21 protein-coding genes are annotated in these 23,881 nt (G+C 55.5%); 9 read left to right on the top strand and 12 right to left on the bottom strand.

The annotated features are described in order from the left end of the window. Positions 1–263 precede the first annotated feature (263 nt). Together L881_RS0112115 and L881_RS0112110 are read left to right on the top strand one after the other, a co-directional pair. The gene (locus L881_RS0112115) at positions 264–2,084 is read left to right on the top strand and encodes an assimilatory sulfite reductase (NADPH) flavoprotein subunit (RefSeq protein WP_025733947.1); all 1,821 of its coding nucleotides are present in this window, start codon (positions 264–266) and stop codon (positions 2,082–2,084) included. Further along, positions 2,084–3,826 carry an NADPH-dependent assimilatory sulfite reductase hemoprotein subunit gene (locus L881_RS0112110; RefSeq protein ID WP_025733946.1) on the top strand — a complete coding sequence of 581 codons (1,743 nt, stop codon included), beginning with the start codon at positions 2,084–2,086 and terminating at the stop codon, positions 3,824–3,826. Before L881_RS0112115 ends, L881_RS0112110 begins: the two co-directional genes overlap by 1 nt. A 222-nt stretch (positions 3,827–4,048) precedes the next feature. Here L881_RS0112110 and L881_RS0112105 read toward each other — a convergent pair whose 3' ends face one another. The 3 genes from L881_RS0112105 to gloA all read right to left on the bottom strand — a co-directional run bounded on the left by L881_RS0112105 (position 4,049) and on the right by gloA (position 6,731). Beyond that, positions 4,049–4,819: an SDR family NAD(P)-dependent oxidoreductase gene (locus L881_RS0112105; protein WP_025733945.1), complete on the bottom strand. Its 771-nt coding sequence runs from the start codon at positions 4,817–4,819 to the stop codon at positions 4,049–4,051. 325 nt (positions 4,820–5,144) lie between these two features. Then, on the bottom strand, positions 5,145–5,972 hold the full coding sequence (locus tag L881_RS13290; protein WP_051464892.1) for a transporter substrate-binding domain-containing protein: 828 nt from the start codon (positions 5,970–5,972) through the stop codon (positions 5,145–5,147). Between the two features lie 237 nt (positions 5,973–6,209). Continuing rightward, complete coding sequence (gene gloA / locus L881_RS0112095; RefSeq protein WP_025733944.1) at positions 6,210–6,731, bottom strand: lactoylglutathione lyase; 522 nt, start codon at positions 6,729–6,731, stop codon at positions 6,210–6,212. A gap of 290 nt (positions 6,732–7,021) precedes the next feature. Here gloA and L881_RS0112090 point away from each other — a divergent pair, with 290 nt between their 5' ends. From L881_RS0112090 to L881_RS13285, 5 genes are all read left to right on the top strand, one after another. Then, on the top strand, positions 7,022–7,501 hold the full coding sequence (locus L881_RS0112090) for a DUF2147 domain-containing protein (RefSeq protein ID WP_211238924.1): 480 nt from the start codon (positions 7,022–7,024) through the stop codon (positions 7,499–7,501). Between the two features lie 153 nt (positions 7,502–7,654). Beyond that, entirely contained in the window at positions 7,655–8,368 is a 714-nt protein-coding gene (gene queC, locus L881_RS0112085; protein WP_025733942.1) for a 7-cyano-7-deazaguanine synthase QueC, read from the top strand. After that, positions 8,368–9,012, top strand: a complete 645-nt coding sequence (gene queE, locus L881_RS0112080) for a 7-carboxy-7-deazaguanine synthase (protein ID WP_025733941.1) — start codon at positions 8,368–8,370, stop codon at positions 9,010–9,012. The genes queC and queE overlap by 1 nt, the downstream gene beginning before the upstream one ends. Then, positions 9,012–9,851: a 6-carboxytetrahydropterin synthase gene (locus L881_RS0112075; RefSeq protein WP_025733940.1), complete on the top strand. Its 840-nt coding sequence runs from the start codon at positions 9,012–9,014 to the stop codon at positions 9,849–9,851. Before queE ends, L881_RS0112075 begins: the two co-directional genes overlap by 1 nt. Next, a complete protein-coding gene (locus tag L881_RS13285) occupies positions 9,848–10,102 on the top strand; it encodes a YkgJ family cysteine cluster protein (RefSeq protein WP_034579692.1) in 255 nt (84 codons plus the stop codon). Before L881_RS0112075 ends, L881_RS13285 begins: the two co-directional genes overlap by 4 nt. A 525-nt stretch (positions 10,103–10,627) precedes the next feature. Here L881_RS13285 and L881_RS0112065 read toward each other — a convergent pair. Genes L881_RS0112065 through L881_RS0112055 form a run of 3 tightly spaced genes read right to left on the bottom strand, consistent with a single transcriptional unit; the run spans position 10,628 to position 13,348 of the window. Then, a complete protein-coding gene (locus L881_RS0112065; RefSeq protein WP_004574636.1) occupies positions 10,628–11,917 on the bottom strand; it encodes an ISL3-like element ISPpu12 family transposase in 1,290 nt (429 codons plus the stop codon). A gap of 21 nt (positions 11,918–11,938) precedes the next feature. Continuing rightward, the gene (gene lspA, locus L881_RS0112060) at positions 11,939–12,451 is read right to left on the bottom strand and encodes a signal peptidase II (protein WP_004863699.1); all 513 of its coding nucleotides are present in this window, start codon (positions 12,449–12,451) and stop codon (positions 11,939–11,941) included. Positions 12,452–12,454: 3 nt separating this feature from the next. Next, positions 12,455–13,348, bottom strand: a complete 894-nt coding sequence (locus tag L881_RS0112055; RefSeq protein WP_025733938.1) for a cation efflux transmembrane domain-containing protein — start codon at positions 13,346–13,348, stop codon at positions 12,455–12,457. Between the two features lie 95 nt (positions 13,349–13,443). Here L881_RS0112055 and cadR point away from each other — a divergent pair, with 95 nt between their 5' ends. Then, the gene (gene cadR / locus L881_RS0112050) at positions 13,444–13,851 is read left to right on the top strand and encodes a Cd(II)/Pb(II)-responsive transcriptional regulator (protein WP_004364961.1); all 408 of its coding nucleotides are present in this window, start codon (positions 13,444–13,446) and stop codon (positions 13,849–13,851) included. Positions 13,852–14,344: 493 nt separating this feature from the next. Here cadR and L881_RS0112040 read toward each other — a convergent pair whose 3' ends face one another. Genes L881_RS0112040 through L881_RS0112030 form a run of 3 tightly spaced genes read right to left on the bottom strand, consistent with a single transcriptional unit; the run spans position 14,345 to position 19,505 of the window. Next, on the bottom strand, positions 14,345–17,239 hold the full coding sequence (locus L881_RS0112040; RefSeq protein WP_211238923.1) for a TrlF family AAA-like ATPase: 2,895 nt from the start codon (positions 17,237–17,239) through the stop codon (positions 14,345–14,347). Further along, positions 17,236–19,185, bottom strand: a complete 1,950-nt coding sequence (traI, locus tag L881_RS0112035) for a TraI/MobA(P) family conjugative relaxase (RefSeq protein WP_025733935.1) — start codon at positions 19,183–19,185, stop codon at positions 17,236–17,238. The genes L881_RS0112040 and traI overlap by 4 nt, the downstream gene beginning before the upstream one ends. Continuing rightward, positions 19,182–19,505 carry a plasmid mobilization protein gene (locus L881_RS0112030; protein ID WP_025733934.1) on the bottom strand — a complete coding sequence of 108 codons (324 nt, stop codon included), beginning with the start codon at positions 19,503–19,505 and terminating at the stop codon, positions 19,182–19,184. Before L881_RS0112030 ends, traI begins: the two co-directional genes overlap by 4 nt. Positions 19,506–19,671: 166 nt before the next feature. Here L881_RS0112030 and L881_RS13815 point away from each other — a divergent pair, with 166 nt between their 5' ends. Further along, positions 19,672–19,944, top strand: a complete 273-nt coding sequence (locus L881_RS13815) for a hypothetical protein (RefSeq protein ID WP_156926561.1) — start codon at positions 19,672–19,674, stop codon at positions 19,942–19,944. Between the two features lie 25 nt (positions 19,945–19,969). Here the strand turns inward: L881_RS13815 and L881_RS0112020 are convergent, their stop codons facing one another. From L881_RS0112020 to L881_RS0112010, 3 genes are all read right to left on the bottom strand, one after another. After that, a complete protein-coding gene (locus L881_RS0112020) occupies positions 19,970–21,271 on the bottom strand; it encodes an ISL3 family transposase (RefSeq protein WP_008958322.1) in 1,302 nt (433 codons plus the stop codon). A gap of 311 nt (positions 21,272–21,582) precedes the next feature. Beyond that, positions 21,583–22,818: an organoarsenical effux MFS transporter ArsJ gene (gene arsJ / locus L881_RS0112015; protein WP_008958323.1), complete on the bottom strand. Its 1,236-nt coding sequence runs from the start codon at positions 22,816–22,818 to the stop codon at positions 21,583–21,585. After that, on the bottom strand, positions 22,811–23,842 hold the full coding sequence (locus L881_RS0112010; RefSeq protein ID WP_025733933.1) for an ArsJ-associated glyceraldehyde-3-phosphate dehydrogenase: 1,032 nt from the start codon (positions 23,840–23,842) through the stop codon (positions 22,811–22,813). The genes arsJ and L881_RS0112010 overlap by 8 nt, the downstream gene beginning before the upstream one ends. Positions 23,843–23,881 lie beyond the last annotated feature (39 nt).

Raw genomic sequence — 23,881 nt, 5'->3', positions numbered from 1 at the left:
TGTTGGCAGTGGCGCGGCGGGCATTCTCATTAACTATAAATAAAATTTAACCCCTTCCTAAGAAGCCTTGAATAGATACTGAACCTATTGGAGCCTATGATAGAAGCACTGCGAAAACCCTCTGTATGCGCTTGTGCGGCAGTTTGATCCCACTTCAAAGCACAGGAACGCATAAGCAGATTCGTTTTCATACCTTTTATTTCTACTTTGGCATCGCTAGCATGCTTCCCGCGCTGTAGAGAAGAACACGATGAGGATTTCCAATGTCGAATGGGCCGCTGCTCGACACCAATAGTCCGCTTACCGCTGACCAGGCCGAACGGCTGAATCAGGCACTTGCGGGACTCAACGCTCACCAGTTGACCTGGCTGGCTGGCTATGTGAGCGCACTCTCTGCCAATGGCACTGTGGCGAGCGCCCCTGCCGCAAGTGCTGGCACAGCAGCTTCACCTGCCGCAGAGATCACGCTGACCGTGCTGTATGGCTCGCAAACCGGCAACGCCGAGCGTGTTGCCGAACAAGCGGCGGAGCATGCCAAGGCGCGTGGCTTCACCACCCGTCTGGTAGACATGGCGGATATCAGCAAGAAGGATTTCAAGGAGCCCGGCCACTACCTGATTGTGGTCAGCACCCAGGGTGAAGGCGAGCCGCCTGATACCGCAGAAGGTTTCTATGAGCTGCTGGATGGCCGCAAGGCGCCCAAGCTCGACGGCAGCCACTTCGCGGTGCTGGGGCTGGGGGATTCAAGCTACGAATTTTTCTGCGAGATGGGCAAACGCACCGACAAGCGCTTTGCCGAGCTTGGCGCCCAGCGCATTCACGACCGCGTGGATGCCGATGTCGATTACGACGACACTGCCGAGCAGTTTATCGACACTGCACTGAACGCTTTCGATGCACTGAAGGGCGATACTGGCTCCACTGCTGCTGCCAGTGCGCCGCAGGCAGTCGCTGGCGCTCCAGCCGCCACCACTTGGTCGCGCAAGCATCCTTTCCAGGCAGAAGTGCTCGAATCGATCCAGCTTAACGGACGCGGCTCCGCCAAGGAGACGCACCATATCGAGCTGTCGCTGGAAGGCTCGGGGCTTGACTATCAGCCGGGAGATGCCCTGGGCATCGTGCCGCAAAATGATCCGAGCTATGTCGATGAAATCATCGAGCTGCTCGAATTCAATGCCGATCACGACCTGGGCGACGGTCGCCTGCTGCGCAGCGCCCTGCTGCAAGAGCTGGAAGTCACTACCCTGACCCGCCCGCTGGTCAAGCACTGGGCCGAGCAGACCGATTCCGCCGAGCTTAAGCGGTTGCTGGAAGAAGATAACCGTGAAGAGCTGAAGCAGTGGCTGTACGGTCGCCAGATCATCGACGTGCTGCGCGACTACCCCATCAAGGGGCTGACGCCGCAGGCATTAGTGGGTGCACTGCGCAAGCTGCCGCCGCGTCTCTATTCGATCGCTTCTTCGCTGGAAGCCAACCCCGACGAAGTGCATCTGACCGTCGGCATTGTGCGCTACGAAACCCATGGCCGCGCCCGTGGTGGCGTGACCAGCACCTGGCTCTCCGATCGCGTGAAACCGGGCGATACCATCCCGATCTATATTGACCACAACAAGAACTTCAAGCTGCCGGAAGATGGCAGCACGCCCATCATCATGGTGGGGCCAGGCACCGGTATTGCGCCTTTCCGCGCCTTCCTGCAACAGCGTGAAGAAGAAGGTGCCACTGGCGATAACTGGCTGCTGTTTGGCGACCAGCACTTCAACACCGACTTCCTGTATCAGTCAGAGTGGCTGAAAATGCGCGAACAGGGGCTATTGACGCGCTTTGATGTCGCCTTCTCGCGCGATCAGGCCGAAAAGGTGTATGTACAGGATCGCCTGCGTGAACATGGCCAGGCAGTCTTCGAGTGGCTGTCGCAGGGCGCACACTTCTATGTCTGCGGCGATGGCGACCGCATGGCAAACGATGTGCACGCCACCCTGATGGAAATTGCCCACACTCACGGCGGCATGGACGAAGAAGCCGCTGCCGCCTGGCTGCGCGAATTGCAGCAGTCCAAACGCTACCAGCGGGACGTATACTAATGACCGATATCATCACCAGGCTTCGCGACGAGGATTTGACCACCTACGCCGCCAACGAGAAGCTCAAGGTAGACAGTGACTATCTACGCGGCCATCTTCAGGAAGATATGGCTGACGACGTTACCGGCGCGGTGCGCGAGGCGGATACGCAGCTCACCAAATTCCACGGTTTCTACATGCAGGATGACCGTGATGTGCGCAGCGAGCGTCGCCAGCAGAAGCTTGAGCCGCTTTACTCCTTCATGGTGCGCTGCCGTATTCCCGGTGGCCGCCTGAGTGCTGCGCAGTGGCGCGTCATTGATGACGTGGCGACCCACTACGCCAACAACACCCTGCGTGTTACCACACGCCAAACGCTTCAGTATCACGGTGTCTTCAAGCGCAATCTGCGCCAGCACCTGAAAACGATCAACGATGTCATGGTCGATACCATTGCAGCGTGCGGCGACGTTAACCGTAACGTCACCTCGACCGCTAACCCCAACCGCTCGCGACTGCATTATGAGCTGTATGAGCTGGCAGCCAGGATCAGCGATCATCTGCTGCCGCGCACTCGTGCCTACCATGAAATCTTTCTGGGCGAAGAACGTGTGCACGGCGGCCCCGGTGAAGTGGTCGAACCGCTCTATACCCAGCACTATCTGCCGCGCAAGTTCAAGATCGGTATGGCGCTGCCGCCGCATAACGAAGTGGACGTACACATCAACGACCTCGCCTTTATCGCGATTGTCGAAGATGGCGAGATCATCGGCGCTAACGTGGCGGTGGGCGGCGGCATGGGCTCGACCCATGGCGAGCCGGAGACCTACCCACGTATCGCAACGGTGCTCGGCTATGTCAGCAAGGACAAGCTGATCGACGTGGCCGAGAAGGTGCTGATGGTGCAGCGCGACAATGGCGATCGCCATAACCGCAAGCATGCGCGCCTCAAGTACACCGTCGATACCATGGGGGTTGACGGCTTCAGGAAGGCGCTTGAAAACTACCTTGGCTATGCGCTGGAAGAGCAGCGTGCCTACCGCTTCGAGGATACCGGCGACACCCTCGGCTGGTATCAGGGCGAGGATGGCCTATGGCACTACGGGCTGTTTGTCGAAAATGGTCGTATCAAGGACTACCCCGACAATTCACCGATCCACGCGGGGATGCAGATCAAAAGCGGCCTGCGCGCCATCGCCGAGAGCTTCGATGGCGATATCGTGATGAGCTGCAACCAGAACATCATCATCAGCAATGTGCCGGAACAGCACAAGGCGACCATTGATGCGCTGCTGGCCAAATACCGTATGGAGAAGAACATCACGCCGCTGCGTCAGCACTCGATTGCGTGTGTTGCCTTCCCCACCTGTGGGCTGGCGATGGCGGAGAGCGAGCGCTACCTGCCGACACTGCTCGACAAAATCGACGCCGTGATGCGTGACGCCGGACTTGCCAACACTCCCATCGTGCTGCGCATGACTGGTTGCCCCAACGGCTGTGGCCGCCCCTTCATGGCTGAAATCGGCTTTGTGGGCAAGGCGATCGGGCGCTACAACCTCTATTTGGGCGGTAATTTCGAGGGCACCCGTCTGAACAAGATGTATCGCGAGAACATTGATGAAGAGACGATTCTCAAAGAGCTGACGCCCCTACTCTACCGCTATGCAGAAGAGCGTAATGAGGGCGAGTACTTCGGCGACTTCGTGATTCGTGCAGGCGTTATCAAGGCGACCCACAACGGTCTGGATTTCCACGACCAGTAAGCCTGTCTGATGCAAGCAAGCCCGGCCGCTTTACTCAAGCGACCGGGCTTTTTCATTTTTCATGGAGGGCATGGAGGAAAATATCGCTTCCCCGCGGAGAATCGCAGCCGAATCTTGCCATGAAGGCATTATTCAAGGGTGACACTACTGTCTGAGCTGAAACTCCGTCGGCGGGAATAACCCATATTTCTCCTTCCCAGCACCTTTAATACCTTTTTGTGCCTATACGCCCGTGATCTGGGTCTGCCCACCGTCCACGATATATTCCGACCCCGTGAGGAAAGAGGACTCTTCGGCGGCCAAAAACAGCACCATGTTGGTAATGTCTGCGGGCTCGGCCATACGGCCAAGGGGAACGTTGGCCTTTCCAAGTTCTTCTGCCGAACGCCCAAAGGTTTTTTCAGCATAATCTGCCATGGCAGTGCGCACATAGGAAGGATGCACCGAATTCACGCGGATATTGCGGGAAGCACACTCGGCGGCGAGATCCTTGGTCATCGTTCTAACCGCCCCTTTGCTCGCCCCGTACAAGGCATGACCGGCAGTACCCCTCAAGGCAGCGATGGAAGACAGGTTAATGATGGAACCACCGCCCCGCTTCTCAAGGTAGGGAATCGCATGCTTGGCGCCCAGGAATACCCCGGTCACATTAATCGCCATCAATTTGTTCCATGTCTCAAGCGTAATCTCAGTGACAGGCGAAATGATGTAGATGCCCGCGTTATTGACCAGTACATCAACGCCGCCAAACTTCTCTTCTGTCTGCTTGAATACCTCGATCCACTGATCCTCCTGAGACACATCATGCACCACCGTCAGGATATCTCCTCCTTCCTTGGCGATAATCGACGCCGTTTCTTGCAGCCCCTCCGCATTCATATCGGTTGCTACCACCTTGGCACCTTGCTGGGCAAATGACACCGCCGCTGCCTGTCCAATACCCGCTGCTGCACCAGTGATGACAACGATCTTGTCTTTAACGGTAGTGCTCATGACCACTCTCCTCAGGCAAATAACTTAATGACTACTGAAGCAATCAGGCGCTCCCACCGCCTGACTGAACCATAATATCCATATTTCTTATGTGGTTAAATGTAAATACACAACCGTGTCTTCACGCCTAAAGGAGAAGGGGCTGATGTCTCTATCATCGCCCGAACATGGCATCGGGGCCGCTCTGTTGACGCGAAGAAAAGCGGTTGCTGCCTGTTTGCAGGAAATAGCGCAGTTTTCCCATCGCCAGACAAAAAAACGCGACCATTGCTCGGCATAGAAGCGAAGCAATAGCCGCGTTGCGAGGCATGAAGCACAGCGTTCGTTACGGAGCGGCTAACCACTGCTCGATCACCTGCTGATAGGTGCCATCCGCCTTGGCAAGATGCAGCCATTGATCGACGTATGACTTCCAGGCGCTATCATCGCGAGGCAGCAAATAGGCTTTTTCACCATATTGCAACGGTTGATGCGGATTAAGTGCGCATAGCTCCGGATGGCGTTTCTGCTGATAAAGCGCTTCGGAGGCATCCGTAATCATGACATCCGCTTGCTTGTTTTTCAGTTTGTCAAAGATGGAAACATTATCACTGTAGGTGAGTTGAGCCTTGGGCAGTTTGGATTGCGCAAACGCCTCATTGGTGCCCCCTTTCGGCTCAATCAGTGTGACGCTCGGTTGATTGAGCTGTTCGATGGTTTGATAGCGCTGTTTGTCTTCGCACCGCACCAGAGGAATCTTGCCATCCTTATCAAGCGTATTACTGAAAAATGCCTGCCGTTGGCGCGGCAAGGTAACGGAGATACCCCCTACCGCAATATCGCATTTGCCAGCCAGCATATCGGGCATCAGTTGACTCCAACTGGTCGGCTGCCACGCCACTCGGGCATCTAGGCTATCAGCCAGATTTTGCACCATCGCAACATCTATCCCCTGATAGTGCTGGTTGGCATCCAAGAATGTATAAGGCGTGTAATCCCCCGTTGTACATACCCGCAACTGATGGCTGTTAAGCACCTGATCCAAATGGGAATCTGCTTTCTGGCTGGCGTGTGCAGGAAAGGAAGCGAATGCCAAGGGAATAACGCCAATACCCAGCACTCCCCATACAGCGTGTTTTTTATTTATTGAAAATAGCCCGCGTTGAATGTTCATGCAGTGATCGCCCTGATGTTGCTTCATTCATTGAAAGTGTTTATAGCCACTCGGTGTAAGGGGATATCACTACAATAACGGCATTGCCAAGAGATCATCATCATAAAAGCAGGAAAATGAATAATCAGCCGTTGTTCGGACGAAGCGCGCTGCATAATGCCCATAAAAAATGGGCACTCCGCTGTACGGAATGCCCATGCCGATACGTTCAGTATCTATTTGTGCGCTGCTGACCAATTAGCTATTGGAGATAATTTCGATCCAGTAGTCGTCGGGGTCCTTGATAAAGGCCAGTGTTTTCATGCGGCCATCGGACAAACGCTTCTGGAAGGTAACGCCCTGCTCTTCAAAGCGCTGGCAGGCGCCTTCGAGATCAGGGACCGAGACGCAGATATGACCAAACCCTTGCGGCTCGGCGTTGCCATTGTGGTACACCGCGCCCTCTTCCTTCTCGGTACCGTAGTTGTGCGTCAGCTCAAGCACACCGGGCAGTCCCGCCATCCAGCGGCGGCGCTCGTCGTCATCCTCTGGCACCTGAGTGCCTTCCGGCAGAAGTGCCAGGAAGAACAGCGTAAATTCCGCCTCGGGGAAGTCACGCACGTCGATCAGTTCATAGCCGAGCACGCTGTTGTAAAACGCCAGTGACTTGTCGCTATCCTTGACGCGCAGCATGGTGTGGTTGAAAACAAAACCGCTGGTATCAGCCGAACGGCCTGCTGTTGCTTCGCGGTATTGGTGACGAATCTCTGTCAGCGACATGGTTGCTCCTCATGAGAATTACGTTATTGGATAACCCATTCAGATTGGATCTCGCTATGATACACGCTAGCGTCGGTATGACTAAAGGTTGTGGCGCGTAATCAGTGTCCTGCCCTCTGCTATCATGTTTCTGAGCCTTGCTTGCCACGCCTTCCATCTTCCCCCGTGCCTGAATGCTGCCCTCCCTTGCACAGCATTGCCGCCAATGGCTAGCATGCCAATCGCTTGCGGTAGCGCGTTCACTGCTACTCTGTGATTAATACCTGATGGTCAAGAGAGAGTTTTCCAATATGAATTATCCTCGAATGCTCTGGCGCAGCGCGCTGCTGCTGGCGACGTTAACTACCTCGCTGAGCGCAGTGGCGGCGCCATCGCCTGACAGCACAACGTCGCAGCCCACACCGGTAGGCACCTGGCGCATGGTGGACGATAAAACCAAACTTCCCAAGGCAATCGTCGAGATCACTCAGCACGGCGATACCCTGGAAGGCAGGCCGATCAAGCTGATTCGGCGCCCTGACCAAAATCCCAACCCGCTGTGCAAAAAGTGTGATGGCGAGCGCGCCAATCAACCCGTCAAGGGCATGACGCTGCTGTGGGGCGTCAAAAGGGATGGCGATGAATGGAACGGTGGGCACATTCTCGACCCTGGCAGCGGCAGTGTGTATCGCGTCAAGCTGATTCCCTCAAAGGATGGCAAGACCATGGAGGTGCGCGGCTATCTCGGCATTTCCCTGTTTGGCCGCACCCAGGTGTGGTATCGCCGCTAGCCGCATAGGGCCACTGCCACCCGCTTTTCCGCCAGAACCTAGTGAAGTGCGCGCCAACGCGCTAGACTATGCGCCCTTCATCCATGGCAATACGCCATCTTCATTCATGCCCCGGACCGGAACCCGGGCCCGACCACGGGAAAATTCTCCGTTATGACAACACCTGCCCAGGGCGGCAACGCTGCCGCTTCTACCTCCAGCCGACGCGCCGTAGTGATCTATTCCGGCGGAATGGATTCCTACACGGTTCTACACCGTGCGCTGCGTGCAGAAGATGAGGTATACGCCTTGTCATTCAACTACGGCCAGCGCCACTCCTGCGAGCTGGATGTCGCCGAGCGCGTGTGCAAGCAGCTTGGCGTATCGCACAAGATTGTCGATATCAGTGCCATTCATTCGCTGATTGATAATTCATCCCTCACCGATGCTACCCAGGCGATGCCGCAGGGTGACTACGATGACAGCAACATGGCGTCCACCGTAGTGCCCAACCGCAACATGATTCTGCTATCGCTGGCGATCGGTTACGCCGTCAACATTGGTGCGGAACGCTGCTACTACGGGGCGCATGGCGGTGACCATGCCATCTACCCCGATTGCCGGCCTGAATTTGTCGCACGCATGAATAGCGTGGCGGCAATCGCCAACTATCAGCCCATCGAGCTGCTGGCCCCCTACCTTCACGCCAGCAAGGAAGATATCCTCGGCGATGGCCTAAAGATGGGGCTTGACTACACCAATAGCTGGACCTGCTACGAAGGTGGGGAGAAGGCGTGTGGTCAGTGTGGTAGCTGCCGCGAACGGCTTGCCGCCTTCGCTGCTCGCCAGATGCGTGATCCTCTGCCCTATGTGGAGGGGGTGCGCTGATGTACGCTGTCAAAGAGGCGTTTTACACGCTACAGGGAGAAGGAGCGCGCAGCGGCCGCGCTGCTGTCTTTTGTCGCTTCACCGGCTGTAATTTATGGTCCGGCCGAGCCCAGGATCGCAACAGTGCCATGTGCCGCTTCTGCGATACCGATTTTATCGGCACTGATGGGCAAAACGGCGGGCGCTTTCGCGACGCAGCGGCGCTCGCCGATCACCTTGACCATTTATGGCCAACGCGCGGTGAAGGTATCACGCCCTACGTGGTCTTCACCGGCGGCGAGCCGCTGCTACAGCTCGATGACGCCCTGATTGACGAGATGCACCAGCGCAACTTCGAGATAGCCGTCGAGACCAACGGCACCATCACGCCCCCTACTGGAGTGGATTGGGTGTGCGTCAGTCCCAAGGGTTCCGCGCCCCTGGCGGTCAGCGGCGGCAATGAGCTAAAGCTGGTGTATCCTCAGCGTGATAACACGCCGGCGCAGTTCGAACACCTCGCCTTTGACCACTTCTACCTTCAGGGAATGGATCTTGCCCCCAGTGGCGGCGAAGGCAACACTCTGGATCAGGCGCTGGCCTATTGCATGAGCCATCCGCGCTGGCAGCTTTCGATACAGATGCACAAAATTGCAGGCATAGATTAATGAGTCTTTTTGTACATTCACTGACCGCGCTGGACGCTTCCTACTGGTGCGCGGAACGCGGTTTGATAGGCGCTAGCTGGCAGGTTGATATCGAGCTTGAAGGCGAGCTTGGCGAAGACGGTATGCTGGTTGATTTCGGCAATATCAAGCCATGGATCAAACAGTATATTGATGCCACCGTGGATCACACCCTGATTGTTCCCACCCAGATGCCGGGGCTGCGTGTCAGCGAATGCGTCGAAGGGCTGTGCATCCATGCGTCGCTGCCGTGGCCCATGGAGGTTCGGGCGCCGCGCCAGGCGTTTGCACTACTGCCGTGGTCTACCATTGAGCCGCAGCGATTGGGCGAATGGCTCAGCGAGCAGCTAATGAAACGCCCACCGGCCAATGTGACTGCCATCAAGGTCACGCTACGCGAAGAATCTATCCAGGAGGGCTATGGCTACGGTTATTCCCATGGTCTCAAGCGCCATCAGGGCAACTGTCAGCGTATCGCCCACGGCCACCGCTCGCGACTGGGCATCTGGCGCGACGGCGAACTGGATGATGAACTGATTCGGCACTGGAGCGAGCGGCTCGCCAATATCTATCTGGCCGACCGTGAGGATCTGGTGGGTAGCGAGCACGACGACACGCTGCGCTTCGCTTATCAGGCCAGCCAGGGGCACTTCCGTATTGCGCTGCCCAAAGAGAAGGTGATTGTGATGCCTACCGCCACCACCGTAGAACAGATTGCACAGTGGCTCGCCAATGAGATCGCTCTGGCCGAAGATGGCCGCATTCGCGTGCAGGCGTTTGAAGGCATTGGCAAGGGAGCGATTGCCGAGGGCAAACGGTGAGTGCATGCCGGGCTGGCTGCGGCGCGTGCTGTATAGCGCCTTCGATCTCGTCGTCCATTCCCGGCATGCCGCAGGGTAAACCTGCGGGCGTGCGCTGCATTCAGCTGGACGACAGCAATTTGTGCAGGCTATTCGGCAAACCCGAACGCCCCAACGTGTGCCTCGCTTTCGACTATGATGCCGAGCTGTGCGGCGATCACCGCGACAGCGCCCTGCTGAATATCCGCTGGCTCGAAGAGTGTACCGGCTAGCGGTTGTCTCTGTTCAGATGGAACCGTTTTGCCTCGCTTCTTTTCCAACGAAAGCGGAGCACGTCACCCCGCACAGCTCCCATCCAGCAGCATGTCACTAACGATTGCGCCATACTCGCTATTTGCTCAGGCTACTCTCTTTTCCGGATTTTTCAGGGCACGTTTAGCCTATCTTTGCATATCGTGGGGGCACCTGGCGGGCCGTTTTACAGACTGCTTTCATGCTTCTGGGTGCCATTAGTTACTATCAGAAGCATGAACGCTTGGATATGTAAGCTGGTCAATACGCGCCTCATGCACGGTTTCAAAATGAGCAGTACCAGCAAGAAAGAAGCATGATAAGTGCCTGCTATACCAAAGGCATACTAACAGCCAATCCCATGCCCTCTATCTTAAACGTAGAATTGCACATCCAAATGCAATATAGATGGTGCCCGTAATTCGGTTAAATACCTGTTTCGTTTTTTGGGTATACGGATTTAATGGTTGATGGGGCACCTTCACCCCATCAATCTGATACCACCCTCAGATGGTTGATAGATCGACTCCGTAGTTGAGTTCCTCTGCGAAGTCCGGCAGTCCGTAACCGATGGTTTTCTTGTAGAAAGGAGAGACCTTCGCAGTCGGTGCCTTCTTCTTGTGCTTCGTGGTGTAGAGCATTCGTGCCCGCATCACCTCGAAGGAGTAACCGCGCCCTTCACGGTTCTTGTCCTTGGCCAGTCGGTTGATGGACTCCGTGTAAGCGTTGGTGACGGGCATGTCCGTCTCGAAGTAGGTCATGGTCTCTTCGCGCCAGTTTCCCACTGCCCTGACCAGATCGCTCCAGACTTCCTTTTGGCCCTTCGGGATGGTGGCTATCCACTCGTCCAGGGCGGCTTCTGCCTGGAGCCGTGTGGTGGCGTCCCAGATGCCGTAGAAGCGCTCCTTGTGCTCGTAGGCGGCCAGCAGTTGCGGGAACGCGCCTGTCCAGGTCTCCATGATGAGGCGCTCCCGGTCTGAGACTTCGTGAGCGCGTTTCAGCAGGATTTTCCGGTCTCCCTTGAGAGTCCGGCTCTGGGACGGTTTCAGCTCCTTTCTGAGGCCCTTGCGCACTCTCTCTAGGGCATCGTTGGCCATGCGCACCACATGGAACTTATCGACCACGATACGGGCCTGGGGCAGCACAGCCTTGACCGCTGCCCGGTAGGGGTTCCACATGTCCATGCTGACGATCTCGACCTTCTGCCGGTCTTTCAGCTTCATCAGGTAGTTGGTCACCACGTCCTGGCGGCGGGTGGCCAGCAGGTCGAGCAGGGTTCGCTCCTCAATGTTGGTCAGAATGCAGCGGTAGCGCTTGTTCAGGTATAGCTCGTCAATGCCCAGGATGCGGGGCGTCTCGAAGCGGTGCCAGCGCCCCAGGAACTCGGCGCGGGCGTTGAAGATGTCGCGCACCGTCTTCTCGTCCAGGCCGGTCTGTGCCGCCACAAAGGTGTAGGGGTGGTTGAAGGATTCCTTCTCCACGTACTCATGCAGCCGCAGTGTCATACGGAATCCGTCCACCATCTCCGGTAGCTGGGGCCTGAATGTTGTCTTGCAGGCCCGGCAGGTGTATCGGCGGCGGACCACCCAGAGAGTGACCCGCTTGCCGTGGATGGGCAGATCACGATAGGGAACGTCACGCTTGCCGAACCGTACGAACTCACCCTGCACGCCGCATTCCTCGCAGGCGATGGGATCGGGCACGTCCACCTGGAAGTGCATTTCGTCGTCGGTTGATTTGCAGCCCAGTACTTGGTATTGCGGCAGGTGAAGGATGTTGTCGGGAAGTTCGGTCATGGTGTTGTATAGGCGTAGGTGTCAGTCAGATCCATCCGGCTCGGCATTGGTGTTTGCTTTTTTACCCAACAAGCTGCTGGAAACGAAAAGTAAGGCACCGAGGACAATTGCAATATCAGCCAGGTTGAAGGCCGGCCAATGCCAGTCTCGCCAATAGAAATCAAAGGAATCCACAACATAGCCGCGAAAGACCCGGTCAATCAGGTTGCCCATGGCGCCACCGAGGATAAGACTGTAAGCGATGGCTTCTCCTTTATGACGATTTTCAAGGATCAGCTTGATCAGAAAAATCGAGACCACTACCGCGATTCCGATAAAAAAGTAGCGCTGCCAGCCTCCACCATTCGCAAAAAGACTGAATGCGGCACCGGTGTTCCATAGGTGCACCCAGTTAAAGAACGGGGTCACCGAAACATACTCGCCATAGGCCATTGATTGCTGCACCAGCCACTTTACAGCCTGATCAGACGCTGCCAGCAGGCCCGATATGGACAATAGGGCATACGGCGAGAGCTTTTTGCCAATAATGAGCATTATTTAACCCTTCAACGCCAAAATGCGTCTGGCACCGTTAAGTACAATGCCCCCCGCGATGGTGCCGATAATCAGATCCGGATAATTGGAACCGGTCCACGCGACCAGGGCGCCGGCGGTGATGACCCCCAGGTTGATCACCACGTCGTTGGCCGAGAATATCCAGCTTGCCTTCATGTGCGCCCCGCCTTCCCGATGTTTGGATATGAGCAGCAGACAACTGGTATTGGCAATCAATGCGACGAATGCGATAGCCATCATCACCAGCGATTCAGGCTCACTACCGAATACAAAGCGTCTCACCACCTCTACGAGCACGCCCACAGCCAAGATCAGTTGCAGTACACCAGCAAGATGCGCGGCACGTACCTGCATTTTCACGCTATGTCCAACCGCATAAAGGGCAAGCCCGTACACCGCCGCATCGGCAAAATTGTCCAGGGATTCTCCAATCAGGCCGGTGGACTGGGCGATCAGACCGGCAGTCATTTCCACCACGAACAGAAGTGCATTGATGCCGAGCAACCAGCGCAGGGTCCCGGATTCTTGCTTAGCAGAAGCTGCCGAAAACTCGGCGGCCTTGATGGTCTCCGGATTTGCAGCGACGGTTTCCTGAAGCGAGGCGCCTAGCCCCAAGGTCTTCAGTTTCGAGGTGACGGGCTCGACCTCGCCGTCATGCACGACCTTCAGCCGGCGGTTCGACAAGTCGAAGGACAGCGCCCGAATCTCCTCAAAGCCGTTCAGGGCTAGGCGAATCATTCGTTCTTCTGATGGACAGTCCATCTTCGGCACGGCATAAACACTGACCCATCTCCCTGGCGCCTCGGAGGCCTGTATATCGGTATCCGCTGCGGACGTTGCATCACCGCCACAGGCGCCACCACAGGATTTGCTCATGATACGACTCCACTTGAACAATGTTGTGGTACCATTTAAAACTATAAAGCTACTATAAGGTCAATAGAGTAAAGAATCCGTTGGGGAGGAGGCTGATGCGCATTGGTCAGTTGGCGCAGTTGGTAGGGGTCGAAACACAGACGATCCGCTTCTATGAACAGCAGGGCTTGTTGCCGCCGCCTGATCGGCAGGACAACGGTTACCGTGTCTATACCGAGAAGCATGGTGAGGGGCTGGCCTTCATCCGTCGCTGCAGAATCCTGGGCCTGTCACTGGCTGAGATTCACGAACTACAGAGCTATCAGGACGACCCTCATCAGCCTTGTACCGCCGTCAACGCCTTGCTCGATGATCACATCTCTCATGTGCGGTCGCAGATAACCGCTCTGCAAGCGCTTGAGAAACAACTCGTTTCACTGAGAGCGAGTTGCAACGATGACCGGGAAGTTGAGGCGTGTGGGGTTCTTGCTGGAATAAGCGAAGGAAACATGCACCAGCAGTAGGTGAAGCATCAACCAGATAATCCGATGAGATGCCGGTCTGTCTCACTCTCATGCAAAGGTAAGATCAACCATTTAATCCGCTTACCCGAAATATTGACTTGAGCAGAGCCCCGATACGGAGGGGATTTTTCACAATACTGCGATGGAAATACATTTCAAATCAAGACGATGGGGTATGTATGCGCCAGGTATCTAAATCACAGTTTAAGGCCCATGCGCTCGAAGTCTTCCGTCAGATTGAAGCCTCGGGTGAGTCGATCATCGTCACGGATAAGGGAAGGCCTGTAATCGAGGTGTGTCGATACCGGGCCGATCCACGGCCTCCCCTCGAGCGCTTACGTGGCAGCGTCATTGAATTGGACGAGCCATTCAAGCCAGTCTGGGAAGATTAAATAGAGCCCCTTATAGATGCAATCAGACCTCTAGCCACTTATTCTTCAAAACACTTTATAAGAACATCAACAAGCCCTGAAAAACAGGGCTTATTCTCACATCAGCTTAGGTTATATTTTCTCTCTCGCTCTCTAAACGCTGCTACACCTCCTTCCAGAACATGGCATACATGCTGTCTTATGCCCATATCACTAAGACGTTCGTATTTTTCACCCTCTGTATTTTCGTAGCTCAACTCCAAGCTTCCACCAAAGTAATCAAACCGATAATCTCCACCAATCAAGCTATCACTATTCTGAACCTTTTGATCAGCAACAATGACACACTCTGCATCAGCCGAAACGACTAGATTTGCATTATGCGTCACCATTATTATCTGGCGCTTTCCTTTGCACCTTTTTACGAAATCTTTCAATTCAGAGTAAATAGTACGATTATCTAGATTATCCTCTGGCTGATCTATAAGAATAGGGTGCGTTGAGTTACTAAGCTCCAGCATCAAGCTTAAAAGGACCAGCCCCCTTTTCCCGGGAGACATATGGACAATATCATCCTCCTTATAAGTAACGATATAGTCCACATCAAAGTAATCACCATACAGCAACTTAAAAGCGTCTTGATAGCTAGCATGCTTTCTCAGCTGTGGAGTTTCCTCACTAGCTATTTTAGAAGCAATGCTGTAAACATTGCTCTCAATAGAGCTTGGGTCTAAATTATACCCTTCCTCCCCCATCAAGTCGCCAAGAAAAGGCTTCATATTGCCCGTGCGGTTAAAGCAGCCCACAAAATTTTCAAATTTTTCATGGTTAATCGACAAATCAGCTTCTATTTTTATATCTTCATCTATTTGATAATCAGCAACTTTTCCACATAGCGCACGATACAACCCAACCATATTTCTATAGTTTTCATCAATTTCACTTCGACATCTCTTACCACTCTCGACCACAGAATTTATAGACTTTTGCTTCTCATTTATCAACTTTAGCTTTTCTTCTTCTGACTTTAAAAGTTTATTAAGGCGATCCAGTTCACTCTTATCTTTCACCTTGGCTTCTAGAGGTTGGAGAAGACCATTTATACTTCCCAGTTTTCCTTCAATAGCATGAATTCTATCTGGAATGCTGGACAGCTTACCTCTAACTTTTTCCTGATACGATTCAACTGCCTCCGAAAAATAGCCATCAAGAGTTGATCTTAAGTCAGAAAAAACGGTTGATCTTTCAGAAAACCCAGATTTCAACCGAATATCATTATGTATACTTTGTTTCCACTTATCAGAATTATCTGCAACAGCTTCCAACACAGACTCTAGCTTTAACCCAAATGAAGAAAGCTTATTTCTGGCTTTCTCATTATAAAACTTCATCCTTGAAAGACGATTGAACTCCCTCTCATCCTCTGACGTAAAGTCAGACTTTCTACGAAGCTGCTCAGCACTCGCCTTAATTTTATCTATTTCACTCTGAACAGCATTAGCACTACCTATTTCTGCTATTTCATCCTTTAACTTCTTATGCTGCCCAAGAAGAGCAAAACGGTTGTCTATTTTTTCTGCAATGACCGACCTAATGTTTCTAATTTCTTCCTCAGCATCCTCAACAAATTTCTTATAACCGGGATTTTGCATCAATACTTTTGATATCAACTCATTGAGGTCATCTTTCCCGTCTTTATCAGCCAGTTGGTTGATATAAAGCTGAGGTATGAAAGTTATGGCTTTAGGTTCTTGTACATCACCAGCGCCATCAGAAATCTTTACAACTTCACCATTGTTCCATTCTACCTCAAAATCTATGCCTTTAAGATCATCATATGTGGACGCTTTTGCCTTAAGGACGCTGCTTTCAACTTCTGCAGGATTTACTGATTTCGCTATATGGTAGAGAAGCATCGACTTTCCAGATGACTTACCTCCGATGATAGTATTAAGATCCTCATTAAGAGGTATCCAACTATCCGAAAACAAGTCCTCACCCGAGGAATCCACGTATCTTACTCTTTTTATAGTTTGATACCCTGGCTTTCTCTCCGGCGGTAACTCTTGAATCTTGACACGTTCCGGCTCATACAAAATTTGCCGAAAACCATCAAAATTGGTATCAGCCTTTATCCAACAATATCGATTTAAATCAGGTTCAAAAATCTTTTCCAGACTATGTGCATCAGAACCATGGATACATGGAATTATTTTTCCGTAATCATTTACAACATCTTCTCGACTTCTCTCCCCTCCTCCCATAAAATGTTCTGCATCATTGGGGTTTCCAGAAAAAACCATATCAGTAAATCTATAGATATCTTTTCTCGTGGCATAAAGCCCGTTATCTGCTATCCCTGACGCACCATCTTTTGAAGAGTTGGCCACCACCACAACCGAATTATCTTTCAGCCATTGCTCGCTAAGATACCATTCCCGAAAAGTGTCATAAGATGGCTTAAACTGATTAACACCTTCCTTGAGCGCTTCTTCCCTCCCAAGGTCTCCTTTTATTGCTCTACCTAGATCGACGAGCTGCTGTTCTTCACATCCATACTTTTGCCCGTCATAGCTATATATAAGACGGCCCAGCGCACCCTCAATATGTCGAACATGATTTTCATCACGAGGATCCACAATAAGATGTATATTTATACCTTTAGATCTCTTTGTTTCAGGCGTAATCCTTAGTTCAATATTTGGAAATATTTCTTTTATGTTAGCAAGCCGGCCTTGATGTCTATAATCAAGAATCTTTTTGTAACCGGATATGCTGTAGTAATCAGTAACCCCTACGACAGCAACTTCACCTCCTTTTCCTTCAATAAAATCTATATAGCCATCCCAGTCCTTTTTGTACTGACTTTCTAAAATGGAATCCGGAGTGTGAACATGTAAGTCCCAGCGCCGCCATTGAGACCCATTACTAGACGCCCCCATAACAAGCTCCCTTTGCGTTAAAGAAACAAAAGCGAATACAATCCAAAGCTTAAAGTTTGTATTTATTGAAATCACTTCATTCTTGTATATCCCCTTTTACTTACCATGTCCGTTCGCTGTTCCTCAAGGCATTGCTCCAACTCGGGATCCGTGAGACGCACACGCCTTCCACCTTGGACCTCCAGGGTGATCAGCGCGTCGATGGCACGGCGCTTGAACTCATCGCTACCCGTCAGGCGGAGCTCTGGGCCATAGGTGTCGATAGCCAGCTGCATCGCAGCCGTCACAGTCGTGTCGTCCGTTCGGTGAAGCTTGAGGCCATTCCGCTGCTGGGTAGCGACTCGTTCACCACCGCTGGTGTAGAAGTCACAGAGCCCATTGCCTCGCCGGCGTCGTTCCCAGCCCAACAGCGCCTCGGCACCAGAGGCCAGCTCGATGTAGCCGACACTTGCCCCTGCTGGCCCCACGCTATCGTTCCTGGGCCTGTGTCGCGGGTCATGCCACGTGGCCACCTGCTGGATCGCATCACCGTCGCCACGCTTCGCCTGTTCTTCCACCCATTCGCGCCACTCGAGCGTAGCGTCTGCTTCCTGCTGGGCGTTGAACTGGCGAAGCAGGCGCAGCCTCTCGCCCTGGATCCGCCGCGCCTGCTGCCAGTTCAGCTCCTGGATGTATGCGGCTCTTACCAGCCCTGGCGGCATGTGCTCGTAGACTTCTTGTCGCTCAGCACGTACCTCGGCCCGGATGGCCCGGATAGAACGCCCGATGTCACGACGCAATGACCGATACGTTGGTCTCTCGGCACGATATGCCCGATAGCGCCGCTGCAGGCGCTCTGTCGCGTCCAGAGCTGTCCGCCGAGGGGTAACCTGGCGATCTCGCGCATAAGCGCTGTCAGGAGCCTTCTCGGGCGGCTCATAGTGTCCCAGCCGTGCTTCCAGCTGGCTCTTGGCCAGCGCACGGTGCAGTTTGCTCGCTGCCATCTGCGGGCCATCGCGATTCGCTGGGGAGATAGCCAGTCCCTGGCCGTAGGGCGTCAGTTGCAGGCTGTGCTCATCCATCAAGCGATGCAGTGAGGCCCAGTCACTGCGCGAGCGCCCCGACCACCGGGTGATACGTTCGCCCAGAGCGTCCTTCACAGCCGCTGCGAAGGCCTGCGGATCCTCCGGGTAGCGTCGGTCTTGGGGTTCCTTTGGGGCTGCCTCAAACGCCCCCAGCACTCGCTCCAGGCGAGTCTTGGAAAATCGCTCATGGACCGCGCTGGCCTTGATGGCCACGGCGGTACCGGTATCACTGGCAGTGCGGAATACCAGCCCTTGGCCATGCTCCACGAGCTCCACATCGAGGGCGTCTATGGCTTGATGGATCTCCGCCCAGGCTGCCGACTGCTCCAGGAGGAGCTTCAGAACCGGCACCACATGCGTCTTGCACCACGCCTCAAACGTCAAATCCCCGTGCGCGTCTGCTCGCTGAGCAAGCTTGACGTCCGGCCCACCCTGGGGTGTAGAAGCCCATCCATAACGGTCTTCTAGCTCGGTCATCAGTTGCCCGAGAGTGTAGAAGTCGTTGTAGGGATTCTTCACCTTGTACGTGTCAGGATTGACCCTATTCACGGCCACATGAACATGGGGGTTATCGGTATCCCGATGGATGGCACTTAAATACTGGTGGCCACCAAACCCCAAACGTTCTACCGCCTCTCGCGCACAGGAAAACATCGTCTCGTCGCCGGGGTCGTCACCTTCGGCCCAGGAGATAACGAAGTGGTAAATGGGATCCTCGACTCGAGGTTTCATGGCCACCACGCTCTCGAACTCCTGAACCAGGGTGTCGAGATCAAAACCATTGTGCTCGACGCTCACGCCGGTAGACAGCTGGGCGATCACAGTCCCATCAGGCTTCAACATCTCTTGGTCTTCGGCACCCAGCTCATCGGAACGAAGCTTGTCGACAAGATATTCCTTCAGCGTCCTGAAGCTCGATTTACCATCACGCCGACGATCACAGACATTCGCAATCACTGCTCACGCCCCAAACGATGAATCGCCGCCTTCAGCTCCTGCAGTGTCGCCAAGTACTGACCGTCCGGATCGTCCCTGCCGCCTTCCAGGAACAAGTGCTTCATCAAGCCGCCCAGCCGGCGCAGCTCGTTGATGGCCTCATGGGTCACGACAGACTTCACGGGGTAGCCCATCGCGGTGTTGCGCACAAACTCCGAGGGGCTGCGGCAGTCGGTGGCTTTCACCAGCGCCTCCAGGCGCTCCTTCTCGTCCTGAGTGAGGCGCACGCTTAGGTGCTTATCGCGATGGATCCTGGCTGGGCGTTCCTGTGGTGATGACATGGTATTCCCGTGAGCGGTAGCGAATGGGAGATGGGGTCTCGGGGCGGAGCCCTGAGCAAGGTGCCGAGGCCGCCAGGGAGCGTAGCGACTGCCGCGACCGGGAGTGACACGAATGTGTTACGTAGGCATACCTTGTCCGGGTCTGTGCTCTCCGTTAGGATGGTAGATGTCATTCACATATGCTGCAATCGTCTGCGCACTCAAAAATCAACGGCGAATCAAGGAAGGGGTCATCATCTTGATGACACCTGGAACAGGATCAGGAATGCAGTCGCTTCACCAGATCATCAATCATTCTTTCGGAAAGCGGGCGATTTTTCGCATCAGCACTGAAGAACGCGGCGACGTTTTCATGTGCGCGGAAGGAGTCAGCAATCATGACACTTCGGTCGTCGAAGTAGATGCAGAGAAATTTCGGGTATCCGGATTAAGTGGTTGATGATCCCCTCTGATCCACCAAAACCTTAATCCTCCCAGAAGGTTGATAGATCGACGCCGTAGTTCTTCTCGGCCTCGGGGAGACCCATGCTGTAGGTCATGGTGGCCTTGCCCAGGAACGGAGATTCCTTGGTCTGTGGCGTCTTCTTCTTGTGCTTGGTGGTGTAGAGCATCCGGGCCCGCATCACCTCGAATGAATAGCCCCGGCCATCGCGGTTCTTGTCCTTGGCCAGCCGGTTGATCGACTCCGTGAAGGCGTTGGTGATTGGGATGTCGGTCTCGAAGTAGGTCAGCACCTCCTCACGCCAGCCACTGACGGCGCTAACGAGATCCTTCCAGACCTCCTTCTGCCCCTGCGGGATGCCGTCAACCCAGGCAGCCAACGCCTTCTCAGCATCCCGCCGGGTGGCACAGCCCCAGATGTGGTAGAACCGCTCCTTGTGCTCATAGGCTGCCAGGAGCTGGGGGAAGGCCCCTGTCCAGGTTTCCATGATGAGACGCTCGCGGTCTGAGACGTCGTGAGCCCGCTTCAGCAGGATCTTCCGGTCGCCCTTAAGGGTTCGTCGCTGGTTGGCCGTCAACTCCTTCCTGAGCCCCTTGCGGACCTTCTCCAGGGCTTCGTTGGCCATACGCACCACATGGAACTTATCGACCACAATGCGGGCCTGTGGCAGCACCGCCTGAACGGCACGGCGGTAGGGCTTCCACATGTCCATGCTGACGATCTCGACCTTGTCGCGCTCAGTCATGCTCATGAGCCGCTTCGTCACCGCGTCCTGCTGACGACCGGGCAGCAGGTCTAACAGAGTACGCTCCTCCAAGTTGGTCAGGATGCAGCGGTAGCGGCGATTCAGGTACAGCTCGTCGATGCCCAGGCAACGAGGAGTCTCGAAGCGGTGCCAAATCGCCAGGAACTCAGCCTTTTTCTTGAAGATTTCGCGTATGGTCTTCTCATCGAGGCCCGTGGTATCGGCTACATAGGCGTAGGGGTGGTTGAAGGCCTCCTTTTCAACATGGCTGTAAAGCCTCCGCGTCATGCGATGAGTGTCCACCATCTCGGGGAGCGTCGGACGGAATGTCTTTCCGCAGGCTCGACATGTGTACCGGCGACGGACCACCCAGAGGGTGACCCGCTTGCCGTGGATGGGTAGGTCACGATAGGCCACATCGCGCTTGCCGAACCTGACAAACTCATTCTCAACGCCGCATTCCTCGCAAGCTAGAGGCTCAGGAGCTTCGATCTGGTAGTGGAGATCATGCTCTTCCACCTTGGTGCCCAGGACGTGGTATTCCGGCAGGTGGAGAATGTTGTCAGAAAAGTGCGTCATATCTTGGGCGTTTTCGTGGCAAGTATGTTTATCGGGATAGTGCCTGTTTGGCATTGAGGACGATGCCAGCTACATGGTGACGAGAATGCCGCCACTGACCTTGAGGCCGTGGATGATCCCCTGGTTGAGGGGACCGTTGAGCACGGCGGCGCCCAGCGCGAACAGCGACGGTAGAGCCTGCGTCGTGTGCTTCCCTTGTACTAATCACGGAGGGCAGGCCCCCTTGCGCTCCATCGAATGCAGCATGGGGTAGAGGGTCCTGGGGCTCAGTCGATAGCCGTGGGGCAAGGTCAGCGTCGGGTAGCCCCACATCATTCCCCAGACGCCTCCTGTGGCAGCGCAAGAGCCATCAGGGCGCTGGCCGCCACCAGAGCGGCCGAGATCCACAGACAGGCGGCCAGGCCATACACCTGGTACACCCAACCGGAGAGTAGTGTGCCGGCGAGGCGGCCCATGGCGTTGGCCATGTAATAGAAGCCCACGTCCATGGAGACGCCATCGGCGCGGGCATAGTGCACGATCAGGTAGCTGTGCCAGCTGGAGTTGACGGCGAAGAGCACGCCGAAGGCCAAAAGCCCCGTCACCAACCAGCCCACTTCGGCCAGGGGCAGCAGGGCCAGCAGCGCTGGCAAGCCGGCCAGGGCCAACGCCCAGAACACGGTGACGGCCCGCGCCCCGCCCTTGACCAGGCCGGTGAGGCGCGGCGCCTGGGTCTGCACCCCACCATAGCCGATCACCCAGATAGCCAGCAGGCCGCCCACCGTCCAATGGCTCCAGCCGTGCTGGTCGTAGAGGAACACCGGCAACGCCACCACGAACCACACGTCCCGGGAGGCGAACAGGCATAGCCGCGCCGCCGAGAGCACGTTGATGGCCCGGGACTTGGAGAACACCTCGGTGAACTTGGGCTTGCGCTTCTGGCGACCCAGGTCAGCCTTGAGCCTTATCAGCGACAGCGTCAACACCGCGACGAGCATCAATGCCATGGCGATGACCGCACCGCGGAAGCCGATCAGAGTCAGCAGCAGGCCGCCGAGGAAGAAACCGGCCCCCTTCAGCGCGTTCTTGGAACCGGTGAGGATCGCTACCCAGCGGTAGAGGGCACTGCCGGCACTAGGGCTGTCCTTGGGCACCAGCACCTTGACCGCGCTCTTGGCGCTCATCTTGTTGAGGTCCTTGGCGATGCCCGAGAGCGCTTGGGCGGCCATCACCCAGGGCACGGTTAGCGCCGCGGCGGGCACCATCAGCATGACCAGCGCGACGATCTGCAGGCCGAGGCCCACGTTCATGGTGCGGTTGAGGCCCAGGCGTGCCCCCAGCCAGCCCCCCACCAGGTTGGTGACTACGCCGAAGGCCTCGTAGAAGAGGAACAGCAGCGCCACCTCCAGCGGTGAGTAGCCCAACTGATGGAAGTAGAGCACCACCAACATGCGCAGGGCACCGTCGGTGAGGGTGAAGGCCCAGTAGTTGCCGGTGATCAGCAGGTACTGGCGCACCTCGAAGGGCAGCCCCTTCAAGCGGATCCCGAGCTTCCCTGCCTCAGACATGGCCCACCTGCTCACTCCCCACCTTCATCGCCAGCTCGGCGGTCCGGTTGGCGTAGCCCCACTCGTTGTCATACCAGGCGTAGAGCTTGAGCTGGGTGCCGTTGACCACCATGGTCGAAAGCGCGTCGATGATCGAGCTGCGCGGATCGGTACGGTAGTCGATGGAGACCAGCGGGCGCTCCTCGTAGCCCAGGATGCCGGCTAGCGGGCCCTCGGCGGCGGCCTTCAGAGCAGCATTGACCTCGTCCACCGTCACCTCGCGTTCGAGTTCGAAGACCATGTCGGTGAGCGAGGCGTTGGCCAGGGGCACCCGCACGGCGTGGCCGTTCAGCTTGCCCTCGAGCTCGGGAAAGATGGCGGTGATCGCCTTGGCCGAGCCGGTGGTGGTGGGAATCAGGCTCATGCCGCAGGCACGGGCTCGGCGCAAGTCCTTGTGGGGGGCGTCGAGGATGGTCTCGGTATTGGTGATATCGTGGACGGTGGTCATGGAGCCGTGGCGGATGCCATAGGTCTCGTGGATAACCTTGACCACCGGCGCCAGGCAGTTGGTGGTGCAGCTCGCCGCGGTGACGATGCGGTGTGTCTCAGGATCGTAGCGGTCGTCATTGACCCCCATCACCACGTTCAGCACGCCCTCTTCCTTCACCGGCGCGCTTACCACCACCCGACCGACGCCCTGGTCCAGGTAGGCCTGCAGTTTCTCGCGGGTCTTGATCTTGCCCGAACACTCGATGACAACGTCGCAGCCCGACCAGTCGCTGTCGGCCGTGGCGACCTTGGAGGTAAAAGCCAGGCGCCGACCGTCGATGAGGATGTCCGCCTCGGTGGCGTCGATTCCCTTTCCCGGTGCCCAGTGGCCATGCACCGAGTCGAACTCCAGCAGGTGGGCGAAGGTGGCAGCGTCACCGCCCGGATCGTTGATCAAGCCGATCTCGACCTCGCCCGATTCGACGGAGCGCCAGAGGCTGCGCAGCGTCAATCTGCCAATGCGTCCGAAGCCATTGATACCAATACGCAGAGTCATAGTTACCTCGCTTTGAATTTAGTCGTGGGTCTCGATGGA

This window comes from Carnimonas nigrificans ATCC BAA-78, from assembly GCF_000526695.1.
In the GTDB taxonomy this organism is placed as follows: Bacteria; Pseudomonadota; Gammaproteobacteria; order Pseudomonadales; family Halomonadaceae; genus Carnimonas; species Carnimonas nigrificans.
Note: the sequence above shows the minus strand (reverse complement) of the source record. Positions and strands in the feature narration are given on the sequence as shown.